Annotated in this window: 15 protein-coding genes; 10 read left to right on the forward strand and 5 right to left on the reverse strand. The window is 72.4% G+C overall.

Annotation, left to right across the window (positions count from 1 at the left end):
* Positions 1-52 precede the first annotated feature (52 nt).
* The 3 genes from C1N71_RS00640 to C1N71_RS00650 form a co-directional block, all read right to left on the reverse strand.
* The gene (locus C1N71_RS00640) at positions 53-853 is read right to left on the reverse strand and encodes an SDR family NAD(P)-dependent oxidoreductase (RefSeq protein WP_137754639.1); all 801 of its coding nucleotides are present in this window, start codon (positions 851-853) and stop codon (positions 53-55) included.
* A 149-nt stretch (positions 854-1002) separates the two neighbouring features.
* Entirely contained in the window at positions 1003-1218 is a 216-nt protein-coding gene (locus C1N71_RS00645) for a DUF2945 domain-containing protein (protein ID WP_137754640.1), read from the reverse strand.
* Positions 1215-1943, reverse strand: a complete 729-nt coding sequence (locus C1N71_RS00650; RefSeq protein WP_137754641.1) for a hypothetical protein — start codon at positions 1941-1943, stop codon at positions 1215-1217. Before C1N71_RS00650 ends, C1N71_RS00645 begins: the two co-directional genes overlap by 4 nt.
* Positions 1944-2183: 240 nt before the next feature.
* Here C1N71_RS00650 and C1N71_RS00655 point away from each other — a divergent pair, with 240 nt between their 5' ends.
* The 3 genes from C1N71_RS00655 (at position 2184) to C1N71_RS00665 (ending at position 7310) form a co-directional block, all read left to right on the forward strand.
* Positions 2184-5987: a DUF7507 domain-containing protein gene (locus tag C1N71_RS00655; RefSeq protein ID WP_137754642.1), complete on the forward strand. Its 3804-nt coding sequence runs from the start codon at positions 2184-2186 to the stop codon at positions 5985-5987.
* A 149-nt stretch (positions 5988-6136) separates the two neighbouring features.
* Positions 6137-6682, forward strand: coding sequence for a TetR/AcrR family transcriptional regulator (locus C1N71_RS00660; RefSeq protein WP_137754643.1), 546 nt, complete (start codon positions 6137-6139; stop codon positions 6680-6682).
* Positions 6683-6833: 151 nt separating this feature from the next.
* Positions 6834-7310 (forward strand): pyridoxamine 5'-phosphate oxidase family protein, encoded by a 477-nt coding sequence (locus tag C1N71_RS00665; protein ID WP_137754644.1) that lies wholly within the window; start codon positions 6834-6836, stop codon positions 7308-7310.
* Positions 7311-7369: 59 nt separating this feature from the next.
* Here C1N71_RS00665 and C1N71_RS00670 read toward each other — a convergent pair whose 3' ends face one another.
* Both C1N71_RS00670 and C1N71_RS00675 read right to left on the reverse strand, forming a co-directional pair.
* On the reverse strand, positions 7370-8755 hold the full coding sequence (locus C1N71_RS00670) for an extracellular solute-binding protein (RefSeq protein WP_137754645.1): 1386 nt from the start codon (positions 8753-8755) through the stop codon (positions 7370-7372).
* A 342-nt stretch (positions 8756-9097) separates the two neighbouring features.
* Complete coding sequence (locus C1N71_RS00675; protein WP_137754646.1) at positions 9098-9991, reverse strand: Lrp/AsnC family transcriptional regulator; 894 nt, start codon at positions 9989-9991, stop codon at positions 9098-9100.
* A 212-nt stretch (positions 9992-10203) separates the two neighbouring features.
* Between C1N71_RS00675 and C1N71_RS00680 the strand changes: the two genes are divergently transcribed.
* The 7 genes from C1N71_RS00680 (at position 10204) to C1N71_RS00710 (ending at position 19391) form a co-directional block, all read left to right on the forward strand.
* Positions 10204-11532 carry an MFS transporter gene (locus C1N71_RS00680; protein WP_137754647.1) on the forward strand — a complete coding sequence of 443 codons (1329 nt, stop codon included), beginning with the start codon at positions 10204-10206 and terminating at the stop codon, positions 11530-11532.
* Complete coding sequence (locus C1N71_RS00685; protein ID WP_137754648.1) at positions 11529-13202, forward strand: amidohydrolase; 1674 nt, start codon at positions 11529-11531, stop codon at positions 13200-13202. The genes C1N71_RS00680 and C1N71_RS00685 overlap by 4 nt, the downstream gene beginning before the upstream one ends.
* Positions 13199-14872, forward strand: coding sequence for a thiamine pyrophosphate-binding protein (locus C1N71_RS00690; RefSeq protein WP_137754649.1), 1674 nt, complete (start codon positions 13199-13201; stop codon positions 14870-14872). Before C1N71_RS00685 ends, C1N71_RS00690 begins: the two co-directional genes overlap by 4 nt.
* The gene (speB, locus tag C1N71_RS00695) at positions 14869-15837 is read left to right on the forward strand and encodes an agmatinase (protein ID WP_137754650.1); all 969 of its coding nucleotides are present in this window, start codon (positions 14869-14871) and stop codon (positions 15835-15837) included. Before C1N71_RS00690 ends, speB begins: the two co-directional genes overlap by 4 nt.
* A gap of 107 nt (positions 15838-15944) precedes the next feature.
* Positions 15945-16913, forward strand: a complete 969-nt coding sequence (locus tag C1N71_RS00700; RefSeq protein ID WP_217496014.1) for a MaoC family dehydratase — start codon at positions 15945-15947, stop codon at positions 16911-16913.
* 121 nt (positions 16914-17034) lie between these two features.
* Positions 17035-18384: an MFS transporter gene (locus C1N71_RS00705; protein ID WP_137754651.1), complete on the forward strand. Its 1350-nt coding sequence runs from the start codon at positions 17035-17037 to the stop codon at positions 18382-18384.
* Positions 18381-19391, forward strand: coding sequence for a MaoC family dehydratase (locus C1N71_RS00710; RefSeq protein ID WP_137754652.1), 1011 nt, complete (start codon positions 18381-18383; stop codon positions 19389-19391). Before C1N71_RS00705 ends, C1N71_RS00710 begins: the two co-directional genes overlap by 4 nt.
* Positions 19392-19404: the final 13 nt, after the last annotated feature.

Below are 19404 nucleotides of genomic sequence, written 5' to 3' on the forward strand. Positions count from 1 at the left end.
GGTGAGGACACTTCATCCGTCGCGCTTGACACGCGCTCGGGAGCGGCACGGCTCAGATCGTCGCGACCGATCCCGCGTCGACCCGGTAGTTCGCGCCGTTCACGAAGGACGCGAGATCCGAGCAGAGGAAGGCGACGACGGCCGCGACCTCCTCGGGCTCGCCACGGCGACCGAGCTCCATGTGCGGGCGCTCCTCCTCGAGGAACGACGCGATCGCCTCGTCGCGGTCGGTGCCGCGCTCCTCGGCGCGCTTCTCCATCATCGCGTCCGTCATCGGCGTGTGGATGAAGGCGGGCGACACGGCGTTCACCAGCAGCCCCTCTGCGGCGTAGCTGCGCGAGAGGCCCTTCGACAGGGCGAGGATGCCGGCCTTCGCCGCGCAGTAGGGCAGCTCGTCGTCGTAGGGCTGCACGGCGTCCTCTGACGCCAGCAGCACGATGCGACCCCATCCGCCGGCGCGAAGGTCGGGCAGGAACTCGCGGATGAGGCGCACGGGGCCGAGCAGGTCGACCTCGATCGTGTCGACCCATCCGGCGTCGTCGATCTCGTGGAACAGCCCCTGCGCGCCCGTGATGCCCGCCGACTGCACCAGGATGTCGATCTCGCCGGCCGACTCCGCCACGCGGGCGTGCAGCGCCGCGAGCGACTCGACGCTCGTGACGTCGGCGGGGAAGGCGAAGAGCCGATCGGGGTCGGCCTCGAGCCGATCCGCAGCCTCGCGCAGCCGATCGGCGTCCTGGTCGGTGATCACGACCGTCGCGCCCTCGTCGAGCAGCATGCGGGCCGTGTGCCAGCCGATGCCCGAGTCGCCGCCCGTGACGAGCGCCACCTTGCCCTCGATGCCCAGATCCATGTCGTGCCCTCCGTGTCGTGCTGTCATGTCATGTCGTGTCGTACGGGTGGCTGACGCGCGTAGGCGCGCTGGGCACGGCGAGGCGCCGCGTGCGCGGGGACGCGCCCTCCGTCGCCGCCTGGGACGCGCGAGCCGCGTCCCAGAAGTGCTCAGTCCTGCAGGCGCCGCAGCGCCGAGCCCTTGTGCGCCGCCGTCGCGCCGGTCTTCTCGGACTCGACGATGTACGCCGGCTCGTCCTCCGACGCCGTGAACTGCTGGCCGTCGTGCTGGAAGTCCTCGACGCGGCGCTCGACGACCTTCCCCCGGGTGCGTCCCTGCGACGTCGCCCAGCTCACGCGGTCGCCCTTGCTCAGGTCCTTGCTCATGCTCGCTCCTCCTCCTCGTCGTCGTCCTCGCCCGTGCGCTGCACGAACGTCAGCACCCGATCCCACGATCCCGCGAGCGCGTCGGTCGCCCACTCCAGCTTCGTCGTGCCCGAGTCCGCGAGCAGCCGCTCGGGATCGACCACGAGCACGACGGACTCGTCGCGCGCGATCGACGCCCAGCGGTCGGCGATCGAGTCGGCATCGTCGCTCGTGAGCTCCGCCGTGTCCTCGGGCGTCTCGAGCCCGCGTGCGAGTCGATCTTCGAGCGTGCCGGTCGAGGGCCCGGCGCCGACGTCGGGCAGGGGCTCGTCGTGCGTCGCCTCCTCGCCGAGGTCCGGCGCGACGAGCGCGACCCGGAGGAAGAGGTCGGCGTGCTCGACCATGAGCGTCGCAGCCAGCAGCGCACCGCTGCCCCAGCCCACGATGCCGATGCGACGGAAGTCCTCCGCCCCGGTCCGCGCACCGGTCTGCCGTGCCTGTCGCACGTACTCGGCGATCGCCGCAGCGTGCTCGCGTGGCGCGACGGCGACCTCGCCATCCTGCACCACGGGATCCGCGACGAGCAGGTGGACGGGGTGCCTCGCCGTGACGGCCGGGTCGGGATCCACGAGCCCCGCGACCTCGCGCGGGTTGCAGAGGATCACGAGGTGCTTGGCGAACGGGGTGCCCGCGTTCGACAGCGCGAGCTCGGTGCCGGAGGGGAGCGTCACGTGCAGGTCGGCCATGGCGTCCACGATGCCCGTGACGGCTGATCGTCCGCAGGCCCTTGCGCCGAGGCGAACGACGCGACAGCGACGTCGAGGATTCGACCGACACCGGTCACGATTCGGTAACGCTGCGACGAGACTGAAGGTTCTTCATTGACAGGTTGTCCATAGGTTCTGCAGTGTGCTGTACATCCGTGCAGGTGTTGTGCGGTCCCGCGTCGATCATCGCGGGTGCAGGCCTCGAGCGATCGGACCCCCATGCCTCGACCGTCCCGCCCGTCCATCGGTTGGCGCAGGAAGGCCACCGCGATCGTCGCGGTCGGCGCGCTCGCGCTGTCCGGCTTCGCCTCCGTCGTCGGCCCCACGCCGGCGTCCGTGCCCGCTGCGCAGGCCGTGCCCGGCACGCCCGGCGTCGCCCAGGATCCGACGGTGGTGTTCTTCGAGGACTTCGACAACACGCCGGGCCAGAGTCCCATCCAGCGACTCACCGGGTACACCGGCGACACCGGCCAGACGTACACGGCGGCGCCGACGTGGCTCGAGCGCTGCAACGGCTGGATCGTGTCCGCCGGTCAGGCGGTGAACGCCGGTCCGCAGGTGACCGACTGCGGTGGCCAGCAGCCGTGGAACGGCGTGCAGCAGCTGGCTCGCGCTCTCGGCGTCTACAACGGCTACAACCCCCCGAACACGAACTTCGCCGTCGCGGCGTACACGTCGAACAATCCCGGCGCGAACCTGGTCGAGTTCGCCACGGCTTCCAACATCACGCTCCCGGCCGCGAGCGGTCGATTCCTGACCTTCAGCGTCGACGTGGCCGCGATGAACTGCCCGCCGGTCGCGGGGGCCCCGCAGCTCAACTTCTCCGTGCTCGACGAGGCAGCCGTCGCTACGCCGGTCGGCGGCACCATCAACCCGTGCGCGTCGGGGCAGACGCTCACGATGCCGGCCCTCGGCGTGAGCCCGCAGACCGCCGTCCGCGTCGGCACGTACACGTCGAACGGCTCCTTCCTGCTCGACGGTGCGAGCTTCGGCATCGTCATGCGCAACGCCAACGGCTCGGGCAGCGGCAACGACCACGCGTTCGACAACATCCGCGTGCTCGACGTGACCCCGCAGCTCGACAAGTCGTTCGGCGACGCGTCGATCGTCCGCGGCGAGACCACGACCCTCACCTTCACCGTCACGAACACGAGCGAGCTCGCCGCCAAGTCCGGCTGGTCGTTCACCGACGTGCTGCCCGCGGGCATGACCATCGCGGGCTCCGCCTCGACCACGTGCCCCGCTGGCGTGGTCGACGCGGTGCCGGGCGACACGGAGATCTCGGTCACCGGCGACCTGAACGCCGGCCAGGTCTCCTGCACCGTCACCGTCGACGTCACGACGGACGCCGCGGGCACGTTCGTGAACGGCCCGGACGACGTCACGAGCACTGGTCTCAACCCCCCTGGCGTCGCCACGCTGATCGTCGAGGAGCAGGCGCCTGCGCTGACGCTCGTGAAGTCGTCGAACGCCGGCACCGACGCCATCGAGGTGGGTCAGGTCATCACCTACTCGTTCCTCGTGACGAACACGGGCAACATCCAGATCGACGACGTCGCGATCGTCGACGAGGAGTTCTCGGGCTCCGGCGGACTCGGTGCCATCACGTGCCCCGGCGGCGCCCCCAGCCTCGCGGTCGGCGCCTCGGTCACGTGCTCGGTGGACTACACCGTGACGCAGACCGACGTCGACGCAGGCGAGATCGACAACACGGCGACCGCCGACGGCGTCGCGCTCGGCGGCGACCCGGTCACGTCGAACGAGTCGAGCACGACCGCGCCCTCCGCGCCCGCGCCGGCGCTCACGATCGTGAAGTCCGCGGACACCGAGGGACCGGTGTCGGCAGGCGACGAGATCACGTACTCGTTCGTCGTGACGAACTCGGGCAACGTCACGATCACGAATCTCGTCGTCGACGATGCGCTGCTCGCCGACGCCGACATCACCGTGTCGTGCGAGGTGACCGCGCTCGCACCGGGCGAGGACACCGACTGCGTCGCGGACGCCGCGTACGTCGTGACCGAGGACGACCTGGTCTCGGGCAGCGTCGACAACGCCGCGACGGCGAATGGCACCGACCCGGACGGCGAGCCCGTCCAGTCGCCCGTCGACGAGGTCTCCGTGCCGACCGTCGAGGCGTCGGCCGTGCTGACGATCGTGAAGTCGGCGGACACCGAGGGCCCCGTGGGCCTCGGCGATGAGATCACGTACTCGTTCGTCGTCTCGAACGCCGGCAACGTCACCGTCTCGACCATCGCGGTCGACGACGACATGCTGACGGCGGCGGGCATCACCGTCACGTGCGACGCGGCCGAGCTGGCTCCCGTCACCTCCACCGAGTGCGTCGCCGACGGGCCGTACACCGTGACCGAGAGCGACCTCCTCTCGGGCAGCGTCGACAACGTCGCCACCGCGACCGGCACCGACCCCGAGGGCAGCGCCGTCGAGTCGGACCCCTCCGACGCGATCGTGCCGACGGCACCCGTCGTCGCGGCCCTGGCGATCGAGAAGTCGTCGGACGCGGGCGAGGTCGTGAGCCTCGGCGACGAGATCACCTACTCGTTCGTCTTGACGAACACGGGCAACGTGACGATCGACGACGTCGTGGTGATCGACGACCGCCTGACGGCGGCCGGCATCGGCGTCACGTGCGAGGCGACGTCGCTCGCCCCGGGCGAGGACACGGACTGCGTCGCGGACGCGGCCTACGTCGTGACCGAGGCGGATCTGCTCGCCGGCGAGGTCGAGAACACGGCCTCCGCCGAGGGCACCGACGCGACCGGCGCGCCGGTCGCGTCCGAGCCCGACTCCGTCATCGCGGACACCGAGCCCGTCGTCGCGTCCCTCTCCATCGAGAAGTCGGCCGACACCGAGGGTCCGGCGACGCTCGGCCAGGAGATCGTGTACGCCTTCGTCGTGACGAACACCGGCAACGTGACGATCGGTGACGTGCAGGTCGCGGACGACCGCCTGGCGGCGGCCGGCATCGGCGTCACGTGCGAGGCGACGTCGCTCGCCCCGGGTGAGGACACCGACTGCGTGGCCGACGACGCGTACGTCGTGACCGAGGACGACCTGCTGGCCGGCTCCGTCGACAACACGGCGACCGCGACGGGCATCGACCCGACCGAGGCGCCCGTGGAGTCCGAGCCCGACGAGGTCTCCGTGGCCGCCGTCGCGGCCACGCCCGAGCTGACGATCGACAAGTCGGCCGAGCACGACGACGCCAACGGCAACGGCGCGATCGACGTCGGCGAGACGATCCTCTACTCCTTCGTCGTGACGAACACGGGCAACCTCACGGTCGACGGCGTGAGCGTCGACGACCCGATGCTCGCCGAGGCCGGCATCACGGTCACCTGCGAGGCGACGACGCTGGCGCCGGGTGCGGTCACGCTCTGCGTCGCCGACGAGGACTACGTCATCGGGCAGGCCGACGTCGACGCCGGCCAGGTCGTGAACGTGGCGGCCGCCACGGGCACGCCCTACGGCTCCGACGAGCCCATCGTGTCCGCGACCGACGCCACGACGACGCCGGGAGACGTGACCCCGGGCATCGGCTCGACGAAGTCGGCTGCGCTCGACGACCGCAACGGCAACGGCCGCGCGGACGCCGGCGAGACGATCGTCTTCACGGTGACCGTCACCAACACCGGCAACGTGTCGCTGACGGACGTCGCGGTGGCCGACCCGCTCATCGCGGTGAGCTGCCCCCAGACCGTGCTGGCGCCCGGCGCCTCCATGGACTGCGTCTCGCAGCCCTACACGGTGACGGCGGCGGACGTGCGCGCCGGGGAGGTCGTCAACACGGCGACCGCCACGGCGAGCACGCCCGGCGGCACCGAGGTCAGCACCACGACGAACACGACGCGCACGCCGACGGCCGTCGCGGTGCCGGCCCCGGCGCCCGCGCCGAGCCTGCCGCAGACCGCGACCGAGATGGCCACCGTGGCCTTCCTGGTGCTCGGCCTGCTGCTCGCGGCCGGTGGCGCGCTGCTGGTGATCCGCCGCCGAGTGGGCTGATCGAGCGCGTCGGACGACGCTGACGGAGCCGGGGGTGCACCGCGAGGTGCAACCCCCGGCTCCGCCGTTTGCGCTGGGTGGAGCGACCGGTCAGACTGGCCCGTCATCGCACGTCACCGGGCGTGCGGACGAGGACGGGACGATCGGCCATGGAGGACGGGCGAGCGCTCATCGCGCGCATGGCGGCCGAGATCGTGCACGAGCGCGGGCTCGGCGCGCTGACGTTCGCATCGGTCTGCGAGCGCTCGGGCTTCACGCGCAGCGGCGTCGTCTACCACTTCCCGACGAAGCAGGATCTCGTGATGGCCGCGCACGAGCACTACGCCCGGGTGTTCTCCGAACGGGTGGCGACGCACCTCGACGTCCCCGAGCGCGACGCGACCCTGGACGACCGCGTGCGGGCGTTCGTGCGGCAGCACGCCGACGACTCGCCGGGCGAGATCGAGCTGCTGCGACTGCTCGAGCAGGAGCCCGTCGAGCGGCTGTGGTCGGGCGTCGAGGCGACGTGGGCGCCGCTGCCGGACCTCGACGACCCCGCCAGCATGCGGCGCTTCGTCGCGAGGCTCGCCGCGCACGGACTCTGGGTGCACCAGCGGCTGCGCCAGCCGCGGTTCGACGAGGAGCAGCTGCAGGCGATCATCGCCGTCATCGAGCGACGGCTGCTCGACGGCGACATCGAGGACGACGGCCGGTGAGCTGCGCACGCCTCGGCGCGATCTGCGACCGGATGGGCTGCGTCGGCGGCGCGGACCGCTGAGCGGGGCACGCTTCGGCGCGATCCGCAACCGGGTGCGCCGCATCGGTGGCGACGACAGCCTGGAGGCTCCACGACGAGAGGAGCCGACGATGGCGAGGACCGAGCTCGAGCAGGTGCAGGCGATGCTGGAGGGCTTCCGGTTCGCGATGCTCACGACGCGCGACGAGCAGGGAATGCTGCAGGCGCATCCGCTCACGGTGCAGGAGCGCGAGTTCGACGGCGACCTCTGGTTCATCGTCGGCGGCGACGCGCCGCTCGTGCGGCACGTCGACGTCGATCCCGCGGTCGGCGTCGCGTTCAGCGGCGACTCGGCGTGGCTGTCGATCTCGGGCACGGCCGCGATCGTCGACGACCCCGCCCGGCTCGAGGAGCTGTGGAACCCGGCCGTCGACGCGTGGTTTCCCGAGGGTCCGCAGGACTCGAAGGCGACGCTGCTGAAGGTGAACGCCTCGAGCGCGCAGTTCTGGGACAGCCCCGGCAGGCTCGCGACCCTCGTGAGCCTCGTCACGTCGAAGGTCACGGGCGAGCCGAAGGGTGGGGAGAGCGGCACGGTGCAGCTCGACTGAGCCGTGCGGCGTGCTCGGCGCCTGCGCGGCGCAGCTGGGCTGGACCGACCGGCGGATGCCTAGTCGAGCTGCTGCTCGAGCCGCTCCTGCAGCGCCGCGAGCAGGGCGGCGACGTCGACGTCGCCGGGCTCGGCGGCGGCGAGCTCCGCGAGCGTCTCGTCGAGCGCATCCGTCGCTTCGGCAGGGCCGAGCGCCGCGGCCATGTCGACGCCGTCGGCGACCGCGGCGACGACCGGGGCGCGCTCGGGGTGCTGCTCGGCGAAGGCCGCGCCACCGCTCGTCGTCACCGGCACGGAACCCGTGGCGTCGGCGAGCGCGACCTGCGGATCCGTCTGCGTGAGGAAGGCGATGAGGTCGCGCGCCGCGTCGCCCGTGCGCGTGTCGGCGGGCATCGCCCAGCACGACGTCGTCGCGAACGGCGCGGCGCTCGCCGGGCCGGCAGGCAGGGGCACGAGCCGCACGCCGTCGAGCAGGGTCGCGGCGTCTGGCGTCGCGTCCTCCGCGTCGCCCTCCTCGGAGGGCGACGGCGACGTGCTCGCGTCGCCCGTGGCCCCGGGCGTGCCGCTCGCCGATGGCGCGCCCGCATCCTCGTCGTCCGACGGCGCCGGCGTCTCGGAGGGCGCGGGGGCCTGGGCCTCGGCCGCGAGCAGGTCGGCGAGGTCGACGTACGCCATCGCGGTGTCGCCCGACGCGAAGGCGGTCGCGGCGGAGGATGCGCCGAGCGCGTCCGGCCACGCGAGCACGCCGGCGTCGTGCATCCGCACCACGGTCTCGAGCGCCGCGGCGTTCGCATCGGAGTCGGCGACGACGCCGGACTCGTCGACGAGCGCGCCGCCCGCCTGCGCGAGCAGCACGCCGAGGTGCTCGGCGTCGGGGTCGATGGAGAGCCCGGCGACGTCGTCCGTCGTCAGCGCCGCGGCGACGGCCTCGAGCTGCTCCCACGTCGTCGGCACGTCGGCATCCGTCAGGCCCGCCGCCGCCCACGCCTCCTCGGAGATCGCGAGGGTCGTCGCATCCGCCGACCGCGGCACGCACTGCAGGGCGCCGCCGTCGGCCACGACGTCGAGGATCCACGGCACGAGGTCGTCGGCGGCTGCGAAGCGGCCGTACGGCTCGAGGTAGCCGTCGTAGCGCTCGAGGCTCGTGGTCGGCAGGGCGAAGACGTCGGGCGGGTTCGCGTTCGCGAACGACTCCGCGAGCTGCTGGTCGAGGTCGGTCGCGAGCACGATGCGCACGCTCGCCCCGGACTCCTCGCTCCACGCGTCCACCTGCTCCTGCAGCGCATCCGCCGCTGCGGCCGAGCCGCCGACGAGCATGCGCAGCGACGGCCCCGCGGACGGCTGCGACGCCGTCGGCTCGGGCTGGTCCGCACCGCCCTGGCACGCGGAGAGCGCGAGGGCTGCGACGGCGGCGATGCCGACGGCCAGGATGCGGGTGCGGGGCACGCCTCCACCCTCCCGCGGCGACGCCGTGCGGGGCAACTTCGCGCGCGTCACGAGACCCGTCGCGCCCGTGAGGCGGTCGGTGCTCGGCGTCCTGGCGATGGCGCGGGTCTCGTGACGGCTCCTCGCTGCGCTCGGGGCGTCCTCGACCAGCTGGGGGTGGGCCCATCCAGCTGGTCGAGGAGCGCAGGCGCGCAGCGCCTTCGCGTCACGAGACCCGTCGCGCCCGCGAGGCGGTCGGTGCTCGGCGTCCTGGCGATGGCGCGGGTCTCGTGACGGCTCCTCGCTGCGCTCGGGGCCTCCTCGACCGGCTGGGGGTGCGGGGCGGGCGTCCCGACCGTGCGCTCAGCCCATCGCCGGGCGAAGCGTGCGCGCGTAGTCCTCCTTCACGACCGCGAGATGCAGCCAGGCCTCGAGGCGTGCGACGCCCGGCAGCCCGCGGAGGCGGTCGAGGCTCGCGAAGAGCGCGCCGGCCGACGGCTCGACGAGCGTCGCGACGGCGTCGAAGCGGCCGATGGTGCGCGCCGCGAAGTCGACGCCGCGCCATGAGCGCAGCGCGTCGAGCACCGCGTCGTCCTCGCCCGTGAGGTGGAGGCCGACGCCCATCGACAGCTGCCGGTGCGTGAGGCCGCGCGCCTCGACGGCGCTGATCGTGATGACGCCCGCCGTGACGAGCCGCTGCACGCGGGTCGTCACCGCGGACGGCGACAGGCGCACCGCCTCCGCGAGCGTCCGGTAGCGCATCCGCCCGTCGCGCTGCAGCAGCTCGATGAGCGCGGTGTCGACGTCGTCGATCTCGAGGTCGCCGCGGTAGCCGGAGACGAAGAAGCCCTTCACGACGTCGGTGTAGACGAGCGTGGAGATGTCGGCGACGCCGGGCGCGGCGCGGAGGTCGGCGAGCAGGTCGTGCAGCTGCGGCATCGAGCCGACGCGCACCTCGGTGACGAGGTCGTGCGCGCCGCCGACCGCCGAGACGAGGACCGTCTCGCCGAGGCCGCGCAGATGCTGCGCCACGGGGTCGACGGGGCCGTCGACGCGGACCGAGACGTGGGCGAGCACGTGCTGACCCAGGAAGGCGGGATCGACGGCGGCGACCACGCGCACGGCGCCCGAGTCGAGCATGCGCGCCAGGCGCGCGGCGACGCTCGCCCGAGGCCGGCCCAGCCGCTCCGCGAGGACGGCGACGCTCGCGCGCCCGTCCTCCTGCAGCGCCCGCACGAGCTCGACGTCGACGTCCATCGCCACCTCCACGAGAAACCGGAGAACGCGCCACCGCGCGTGCATCGCTCCAGCATAGGAGCCGATCGACCCGCGATCACCTCGCATTCGAACGGGTGGGCGAGCAGAATCCCGGTCGATGCGGAGGGCGGCAGGAGTTCTGTGCTTTGCACGAGCCGCGCGTCGGCGTACGCTCCTGCGCATCCCGCCCAGAGCCGCGAAGGAGCGGACCCATGACCACGACAGCACAGACGACGAAGGCGCGCCGCGCCGGCTTCGCCGCCTTCGTCGGCACCACGATCGAGTGGTACGACTTCTACGTCTACGCGACCGCCGCCGCGCTCGTGTTCGGCCCGCTGTTCTTCCCCAGCGAGGATCCCGTCGCCGAGACCGCCGCCGCCTTCGCCACGTTCGCGGTCGCCTTCCTCGTCCGCCCGCTCGGCGGCATCCTGTTCGGCCACATCGGCGACCGGCTCGGTCGTCGCAGGTCGCTCGTGCTCACGCTCATGCTCATGGGCATCGCGACCGTGCTCGTCGGCCTGCTGCCGACGTACTCGGACATCGGCCTCGCCGCGCCCATCCTGCTCATCGCGCTGCGCGCGCTGCAGGGCCTCGCCGTCGGCGGCGAGTGGGGCGGCGCCGTGCTCATGAGCGTCGAGCACGCGCCGGCCGACAGGAAGACCTTCTACGGCGGCTTCACGCAGCTCGGCAACCCCGCCGGAGCGCTGCTCGCCTCCGGCGTCTTCGCGATCATGTCGCGCATCGGCGACGACTTCATCATCGACGGCGGATGGCGCATCCCCTTCCTCCTGTCGATCGTGCTCGTCGGCGTCGGCCTCTGGGTGCGCTGGAAGGTGGAGGAGTCGCCCGTCTTCGAGCAGAAGGTCTCGGGCCGCAAGCAGTCGATGCCGCTCGCGTTCGCGCTGCGCGCCAACTGGCTGCCCATCCTGCTCGGCATCGGCCTGCTGCCGATCTCGACCGGCGGCTACTACCTCGCCACGACGTTCGCGACCTCGTACGCGACGAGCCCGAGCGTCGGCATCAGCGAGACCCTCATCCTCGACGCCATGACCGTCGCATCGTTCGTCGAGTTCCTCGTCACGCTGCCGATCGCATGGCTCGGCGACCGCTGGGGTCGCAAGAACGTCATGTACATCGGCCTCGTCACGAGCGTGCTCACCTTCGTGCCGTTCCTGCTCGTCATGCCCGGCAGGCTCGAGCCGCTCGTGTTCCTGCTCGCGTCGCTCGTGCGCATCGCCCTCAGCGGCACGTACGCGCCCGTCGCGGCGATCCTCGCCCAGATGTTCCGCCCCCAGGCCCGCTACACGTCGATCGCGCTCAGCTACGGCGTCGGCGCCGCCGTGTGGGCCGGATTCTCGCCGTGGTTCGCGACCCTGCTCGTGGGCTGGACGGGCAGCGTCTGGTCGGTGCTCGGCATGTTCACCGCCATGGCCGCCCTCGCCGGCGTCTGCACGCTGCTCGCGCCCCAGCACTCGGACGAGGCGCCCGTCACCGAGTCCCTCACCCCGCGCACCGACACGACGGAGCACCCGATCCGATGAGGAAGCTCGCACCCTTCGACCGATCCGAGCAGGCAGCGCCGCTGCTCGTCGTCGCAGCCGCGATCCACACGGCCGACGCTGCGGACCGCACGGCGCAGGCGATGCTGCTCGACGCCGGCCGCGTGCTCGCCGTCGGCAGCGTGGACGCCTGCCAGGCGGCCGCCCGGGAGGCGGGCATCGCGCCCGACCGCGTCGACCTCGGCGACGCGACCGTCGTGCCGGGCTTCGTCGACGCGCACGCGCATCCGCTCATGTTCGGGCAGATGATGACGTGGGTCGACTGCGGGCCCGAGCGCGCAGGCAGCATCCCCGAGATCGTCGCGCTGCTGCGCGAGGCGGCCGAACGGGCGCCCGCCGGTCGCCCCGTGCGCGGCTACGGCTACGAGCACCGCAACCTCGTCGAGCAGCGGCACCCCACGCGGTTCGAGCTCGACGAGGTCGCGACGGACCGCGAGGTCTACCTCATGAACGCGTCGGGCCACGGCGGCGTCGTGAACTCGCGCACGCTCGAGCTCGGCGGCGTCGACCGCGACACCCCGAACCCGCCCGGCGGCACGTTCTTCCGCGACGCGGACGGCGAGCTCACGGGCGAGCTGTCGGATGCGGCGTGCAACGTGCTCACGGGCGTCGGCGGCGTGAAGGTCGGCCATCACGGCCCGAACTTCCACCTCGCCGACGAGCCCGAGGAGCATCTGCGGCAGCTCGCCGCCGCCACCGAGCGCTTCCTGGCGAGCGGCGTGACGGCGATCGGCGACTGCCAGGTGTCGCGGCGCGAGCTCGACATGTACCTGCGGCTCGCGGGCACCGACGGCGGCCTGCCCGTGCGCGTGTCGATGTACCTGCTCTCGCACCTGCTCGACGAGGCGCTCGAGATGGGGCTCGTCGGCGCGTTCGGCAACGCGCACCTGTCGTTCGCCGGCATCAAGCTCTACGCCGACGGCACCCTCGGCGGCTGGACCGCGTACTTCCCCGACGGCTACGTCGGCGATCCGTGCCGCACGGGGCAGCTGTACCACGAGCCGGCCGAGTACGCGGAGCTCATCCGCCGCGCGCACGCCGCCGGGCTGCAGACGGCGACGCACGCGCAGTCGCCGACCGCGATCGGCATGGTCGTGGATGCGCTGGAGGCGGCGCTCGCCGAGCGTCCCGACCCCGACGCGCGGCACCGCATCGAGCACTGCGGCCTGCCGACGCCCGAGCAGATCGCGCGCATGGCGGCGGCCGGCATCCGGCCCGTGAACCAGCCGCAGCACTATCGCAATTGGGGCGAGGGGGTCGAGGAGGCCATCGGCACGCCCGGCGAGCGCTTCAACCCGCTCGGCGAGATGCTCGCGGCGGGCGTGCCCGTGACGATCTCGTCGGATGCGCCGGTCGCCGAGCCCATCCCGCTCGAGGCGATCGAGACGGCCGTGACGCGGCGCACGCTGCGCGGGCACCGCCTCGGGTCCGACGACCTGCGCATCTCGGCGCTCGCGGCGCTGCGCGCGCACACCATCGAGGGCGCCACCACGCTCGGCCGCGAGGACGACCTCGGCTCGCTCGAGGTCGGCAAGTGCGCCGACTTCGCCGTGCTCACGGGCGACCCGCTCGCCGTCGACCCCGAGACGATCGCGCAGATCGCCGTGCAGCAGACGTGGGTCGGCGGCGTGCGGCGCTGGGAGGCGCCGTGAGCGACGACCGCTTCGCCGACACCGCCGGCCGCGCGGTGCTCGAGACCATCCGCGGCTACGGGGTCGATGCCGTGTTCGGCATCCCCGGCACCCACAACCTCGAGCTCTACCGGCCGCTCGCCGACCTCGGCATGCGCGCGATCACGAATCGGCACGAGCAGGGCTCGGGCTACGGCGCCGACGGATGGGCGCAGCAGACGGGGCTGCCGGGCGTCGTCATCACGACCTCGGGCCCGGGCCTGCAGAACGCGATGAGCGCCGTCGGCACCGCGTTCGCGGAGTCGCGGCCGATGCTCGTGCTCTCGCCGGGCGTCGCGCTCGGCGCGGAGTTCGCCGACGTCGGCACGCTGCACGAGACGAAGGACGTCTCGGCGATGGCGGGTGCCGTCGCCGCGTGGTCCAGGCGGGTGACGAGCGCCGCGGAGGCCGTCGACGCCGTGCACGACGCCTTCGCGCTCTTCCGCACCGGCCGTCCGCGGCCCGTGCACGTCGAGATCCCGCTCGACGTGCTGGAGGCGCCCGCGGGCGTGAGCGCCGCGGCGCGCGCCCCGCGTCCCGCCCCCGCACCCGAGCGCGGCGACCCGGCTGCGGTGCGCGCCGCATCCGACCTCCTGCGTCTGGCGCGGCGGCCGGTCGTCGTCGCGGGCGGCGGCGCGACGCGTGCGAGCGCGCAGCTGCAGCGGCTCGCCGAGCGCCTCGGCGCACCCGTGCTCACGACGCTGAACGGCAAGGGCGCGCTCGACGAGCACCACCCGCTGTCGCTCGGCGCGAACCTCCGGCTCGCCGCCGCCCGCGCCGTCGCCGAGGATGCGGACGTGCTCGTCGTCGTCGGCTCGAAGCTCGGAGAGGCGGAGCTGTGGGCGCCGCGCCTCGAGGCCCGCGGCCGCGTCGTGCGCATCGACGTGTCGGCGGCGCAGCTGCATCGCAACCTCGGCGCGACCGTCGGGATCGTCGGCGACGCCGCAGCCGTGCTCGACCACCTGCTCGACGGCACGCCCGCCGACCGCATGCTGCGGCCCGCGCCCGACCTCGGCGACGTCCGCGCGGCGATCGACGTCGAGCGCCGAGGCGCGCTGCCCGAGACGGTCGCGCTCGGCGAGACCATCGCCGCAGCGCTGCCGGAAGACGCGATCGTCGCCGGCGACTCCTCGCAGATCGTCTACATGGCGCTCGCGAACGCGCTGCGGCTGTCGCGGCCGCACTCGCTGCTCTACACGCCCACCTACGCGACGCTCGGCTACGGCCTGCCGGCGGCGATCGGCGCGCGCGTCGCGTCGCCCGACCGGCCGGTCGTCGCCGTGCTCGGCGACGGCGCCCTCATGTTCAGCGTCGCCGAGCTCGTCACGGCCGTCGAGCAGCGGCTCGACCTCACGGTCGTCTGCGTCGACAACGGCGGCTACGCCGAGATCCGCCAGAACGAGGTCGACCGCGGCATCGCACCCATCGGCGTCGAGCTCGTGCAGCCCGACTGGGTCGCGCTCGCCCGCGCGTTCGGCGCGGACGCGCGTCGCGCCGAGACGCACGAGGCCGTCGCGCGCGCCATCCGCGACGCGATCGCCGCGGGCGGCGTGCAGCTCGTGCACGTGCCGCAGGCGGCGCTCGCCGCGGCCCACGCCTCGCGTCCGTCCGCTCCCGCGTCCGCATCCGCATCATCCGAGGAGCCCGCATGACCGACGACCGCACCCACGAGCCCGTCGGACCCGTCGACGCATCGATCGTGCCGCGCTACGCGGGCATCGCGACGTTCGCGCGGCTGCCGCGCATCGAGGACGTGCCGCGCGCCGACGTCGCCGTCGTCGGCATCCCGTTCGACACCGGCGTGAGCTTCCGCCCCGGCGCGCGCTTCGGACCGAGCCACGTGCGGGAGGCGTCGCGGCTGCTGCGGCCGTACAACCCCGCGCAGGACGTCTCGCCGTTCGCGGTCGCGCAGGTGGTGGATGCGGGCGACATCCCCGTGAACCCGTTCGCGATCGACGAGGCGGTCGGCGAGGTCGAGCGCGCCGTCGACGCGCTCGCGGCACGTGCGCCGCGCATCGTGACGATCGGCGGCGACCACACCATCGCGCTGCCGCTGCTGCGGTCGGTCGCGAAGCGCCACGGTCCGGTCGCGGTGCTGCACTTCGACGCGCACCTCGACACGTGGGACACCTACTTCGGCGCGCCTATCACGCACGGCACGCCCTTCCGCCGTGCGAGCGAGGAGGGGCTCATCGACCTGACTGCGAGCTGCCACGTCGGCACGCGCGGACCGCTGTACTCGAAGCAGGACCTCGTCGACGACGAGCGGCTGGGCTTCCAGGTGCTCACGAGCGAGCGCGTCGAGGAGGAGGGCGTCGCGGCGGTGATCGAGCGGATGCGGGCGCGGCTGGGCGAGCGCCCCGTCTACGTGTCGATCGACATCGACGTGCTCGATCCCGCGCACGCGCCCGGCACGGGCACGCCCGAGGCGGGCGGTCTCACGAGCCGCGAGCTGCTGCGCATGCTGCGCGCGCTGTCCGACCTGCACGTCGTCGGCGCCGACGTCGTCGAGGTCGCGCCCGCGTACGACCACGCGCAGGTCACGGGCATCGCGGCGAGCCACGTCGTCTACGAGCTCGTGACGCTGCTCGCGGCGCAGGCCGCCGCCGACCGTTGACCTGGGACCGCGGCACATCGCTCGCCCGATCGAGTCACGACGCTTGACGCCACCCCATCGTCGCGCCTACGTTGTCATCTAGTCGTCTAGACGACTAGTCCGATGGGGTGACGAAGGGAGCGACGATGGCGTCGTTGAAGGAGGCTCGCTACGAGCTGGTCGAGGTACCCGAGCGATTCGGACCCGTCGAGGTCCGCGTCGATCGTCGCTTCGTGCTCGACTACGCCTTCGCGCAGGACGACTTCGGCGACTGGTACTTCGAGGAGTCGCCGTTCGGCGGACCGATCGCGCATCCGCTCGCGCTCGCGAACGAGCTGCTCTTCCTCTTCTACCAGGGTTACGACGGCAACACGGCGCAGGGTCTGCACACGCACGAGACGCTGCGCTTCCGCTCGCCCGTGCGACGCGGCGAGACCGTGACGATCACCGGCGGCTACACCGAGAAGTACGAGCGCCGCGGCCAGGGATACGTGACGCTCGAAGCGACCGCCACGGGGGAGGACGGTCGGATCCTGGTCGAGCATGTCGGCCGCGAGATCATGCGCACGGTCGCCGGCGACGTCGTCGGAGGGCGGCGCTCCGAGGGCGAGCAGCGCCCGCGGACCGTGCAGGGCACCGTCGATGCCGACGTCCCGCCCATCGAGGTCGCCGCGTACGGCCTTCCCGAGCGCGCAGCGCTGCCGAGTCGCACCACGACCTTCTCCCAGGACCAGATGTCCGTCTTCTCCTGGGCAGGCCGAGGATTCGCGAACGTCCACACGAGCGTCGAGAAGGCCGCCGCCTCCGGCCTCGACCGCACCATCGTGCAGGCGCAGCAGCAGACCGGCCACGTCATCGCCAACCTCGTCGACGTCTTTGGCGCATCCTGGTTCACGACCGGGGACCTCGATCTTCGCTTCGTGTCGCCCGCGTTCGTCGACGAGACGCTCACGACCTCCGGTGCGGTCCTCGGCGAGATCGGCGGTCGACTCGAGGTCGAGGTCTGGGTCGAGAAGGCGGATGGCACTCGCACAGCCGTCGGCTGGGCCTCGGCGGCGATCGACGACGACCCTCGGCGACCCGCGTCGCTCCTCTGACCGGTCGCGCTCTCGACGAGCGCGACCCCACGGCCTCGGCGCGTGCTCCATGCCCCGAGATCACCCGCGCGCATGCACGCGCGTCCATCCATCAGGCGCTCCACTCGACGAAGGAGTCATCATGGCCGCCACCATCCCCACCAGTCAGGTCGAGCGCACGAGGCTCGCCCGCCGCGCAGCGGTCGCCAGCCTCGTCGGCACCGCCGTCGAGTGGTACGACTACTTCATCTTCGGCACCGCCTCGGCGCTCGTGTTCGGACGGCTGTTCTTCCCGAGCGACGGCGACCCGATCTACGGCACGCTCGCTGCCTTCGCGGTCTTCGGCGTCGGCTTCTTCGCGCGTCCGCTGGGTGGCGTCGTCTTCGGGCACTTCGGAGACCGGTTCGGTCGGAAGGCCGCGCTCGTCACGACGCTGATGATGATGGGCATCGCGACGTTCCTCATCGGCCTGCTGCCGACCACCGAGCAGATCGGCATCGCCGCGCCCATCCTGCTCGTCCTGCTGCGCCTCGTGCAGGGCTTCGGCGTCGGCGGCGAATGGGGCGGCGCGTCCCTCGTCGCGGTCGAGTACGCGCCGGACGGCAAGCGCGGCGCCTACGGCAGCTTCCCGCAGATCGGCAACGCCGTCGGCCTCGTCATGTCGACGAGCATCTTCGCGATCGTCTCCACCCTGCCGGACGAGCAACTCCTCAGCTGGGGCTGGCGACTGCCCTTCCTGCTCAGCGCCGTGCTCATCGGCGTCGGACTCTTCATCCGCTTCAAGCTCACCGAGACGCCGACGTTCCAGGCTGCGCAGGAGGCGCTCGAGGCGAAGGCGGAGGCCGATCGACCCAAGGAGCGGCTGCCGATCGCGGAGCTCCTCCGACGCTTCAAGCGCCCTCTCCTGCTGGCGATGGGCATGCGCTTCGGAGAGGCGGTCTTCGGCTACATCATCCTGACGATCGGCCTGACGTTCGCGACCAACTACACGGACATCGGCCGCACCGACATCCTGTGGGCGTCGACGATCGCGGCCGCGATCGCCATCTACACGTACTACTTCTTCGGCAGGCTCAGCGACCGCATCGGTCGACGGAAGGTCTTCATCCTGGGTGCCGTCGTCGGCGCGGTCGTCTCGTTCCCGTTCTTCTGGATCCTCGACGCCGGGAACATCCCGATGATGTACGTCATCTACGCGGTCGCCTACGCCATCGGCGTCGGCGCGGTCTATGGCGTCGAGCCCTCGTTCTTCTCCGAGCTGTTCGGCACGAAGGTCCGCTACACGGGCGTCTCGCTCGCCGCGCAGCTGCCGTCGGTGCTCATCGGCCTGTGGCCGCTCGCCTCCACCGCGATCTTCGCGGCGACCGGCGGCGACCCCTGGCCCATCGCGCTCATCACCGTCGCAGCGCTCGCACTCGGGGGTCTCTGCGCCTATCTCGCACCCGAGACCAACGCGACCGACATGAACGCGATCGGCGAGGAGGACCGATGATCCCGGCCACCCGAGACCTCACCGACCCGCGACGCGCCCTCGAGGTCGACGACCTCGAGGCCGGCCTGAAGGAGCCGGAGTTCGATCGCCTCGAGATCCCGGAGGCGCTCGGGCCCGTGACGGTCGTCGTCGACGATCACAAGATCAAGCGCTTCGCGTTCACGCAGGACGACCATCACGACTGGCACCTGCGAGCGAGCCCCTTCGGTGGGCGTCGCATCGCTCACGCGTCGCTGCTCGGGAACGACCTCGTGCAGCTCTTCACCACGGTCTACGCGGCGAGCCGCGTCGTCGGGCTGCACACGGAGGAGCAGCTGTGGTTCGACTCGCCCGCCTACCTCGACGAGGAGGTGACGCTGTCCGGCACCTACACCGAGGCGTACGAGCGACGGGGTCAGGGCTACGTCGTCATGGAGGCGAGCGCGACCGGCGCAGACGGTCGCAGCATCCTGCGCCACCGCGGCGTCGAGATCCTGCGAACTCGGCCAGGCGACGTCGCCGGGCGCGGCAGCGCGACGCCGACCGCGGTGGACGAGCGGGTGACGGGCGAGGTGGCGGACGACGCTCCTGGTCTCGACGCATCCTGTCCAGCACCCGGCCAGGTGCTGCCCGCGCTGGAGAAGACGTTCACGACCGAGCAGGCCGCCGTGTTCTCGCGCATCGGCGAGTACGTGCGGAACATCCACAACGACCTCGATCTGGCGAGGGCGGCCGGGATGCGCGTGCCGATCGTGCAGGGCCAGCAGCAGTTCGCCGCGATCGCCGAGCTGCTCACGCGCGAGTTCGGCACGGGATTCCTCGCGGGCGGATGGCTGCGCGTGAAGTTCCTCAAGACCGTCGACGTGCACGAGCCCATCCGGGTGCGCGGCGTCGTGACGTCCGTCGAGGACGGCCGCGTGCAGATGCAGGTGTGGGTGCGCAGGGCCGATGGTGCCCTGAGCGCCGCTGGATGGGCGAGCGCCGCCGCACCATCTGAGAGCAGCGTCTCGACCGAGACCGAGCAGTGAACAGGAAGACGGA

Origin of the sequence: Agrococcus sp. SGAir0287 (genome assembly GCF_005484985.1) — a bacterium.
Taxonomy (GTDB): Bacteria; Actinomycetota; Actinomycetes; order Actinomycetales; family Microbacteriaceae; genus Agrococcus.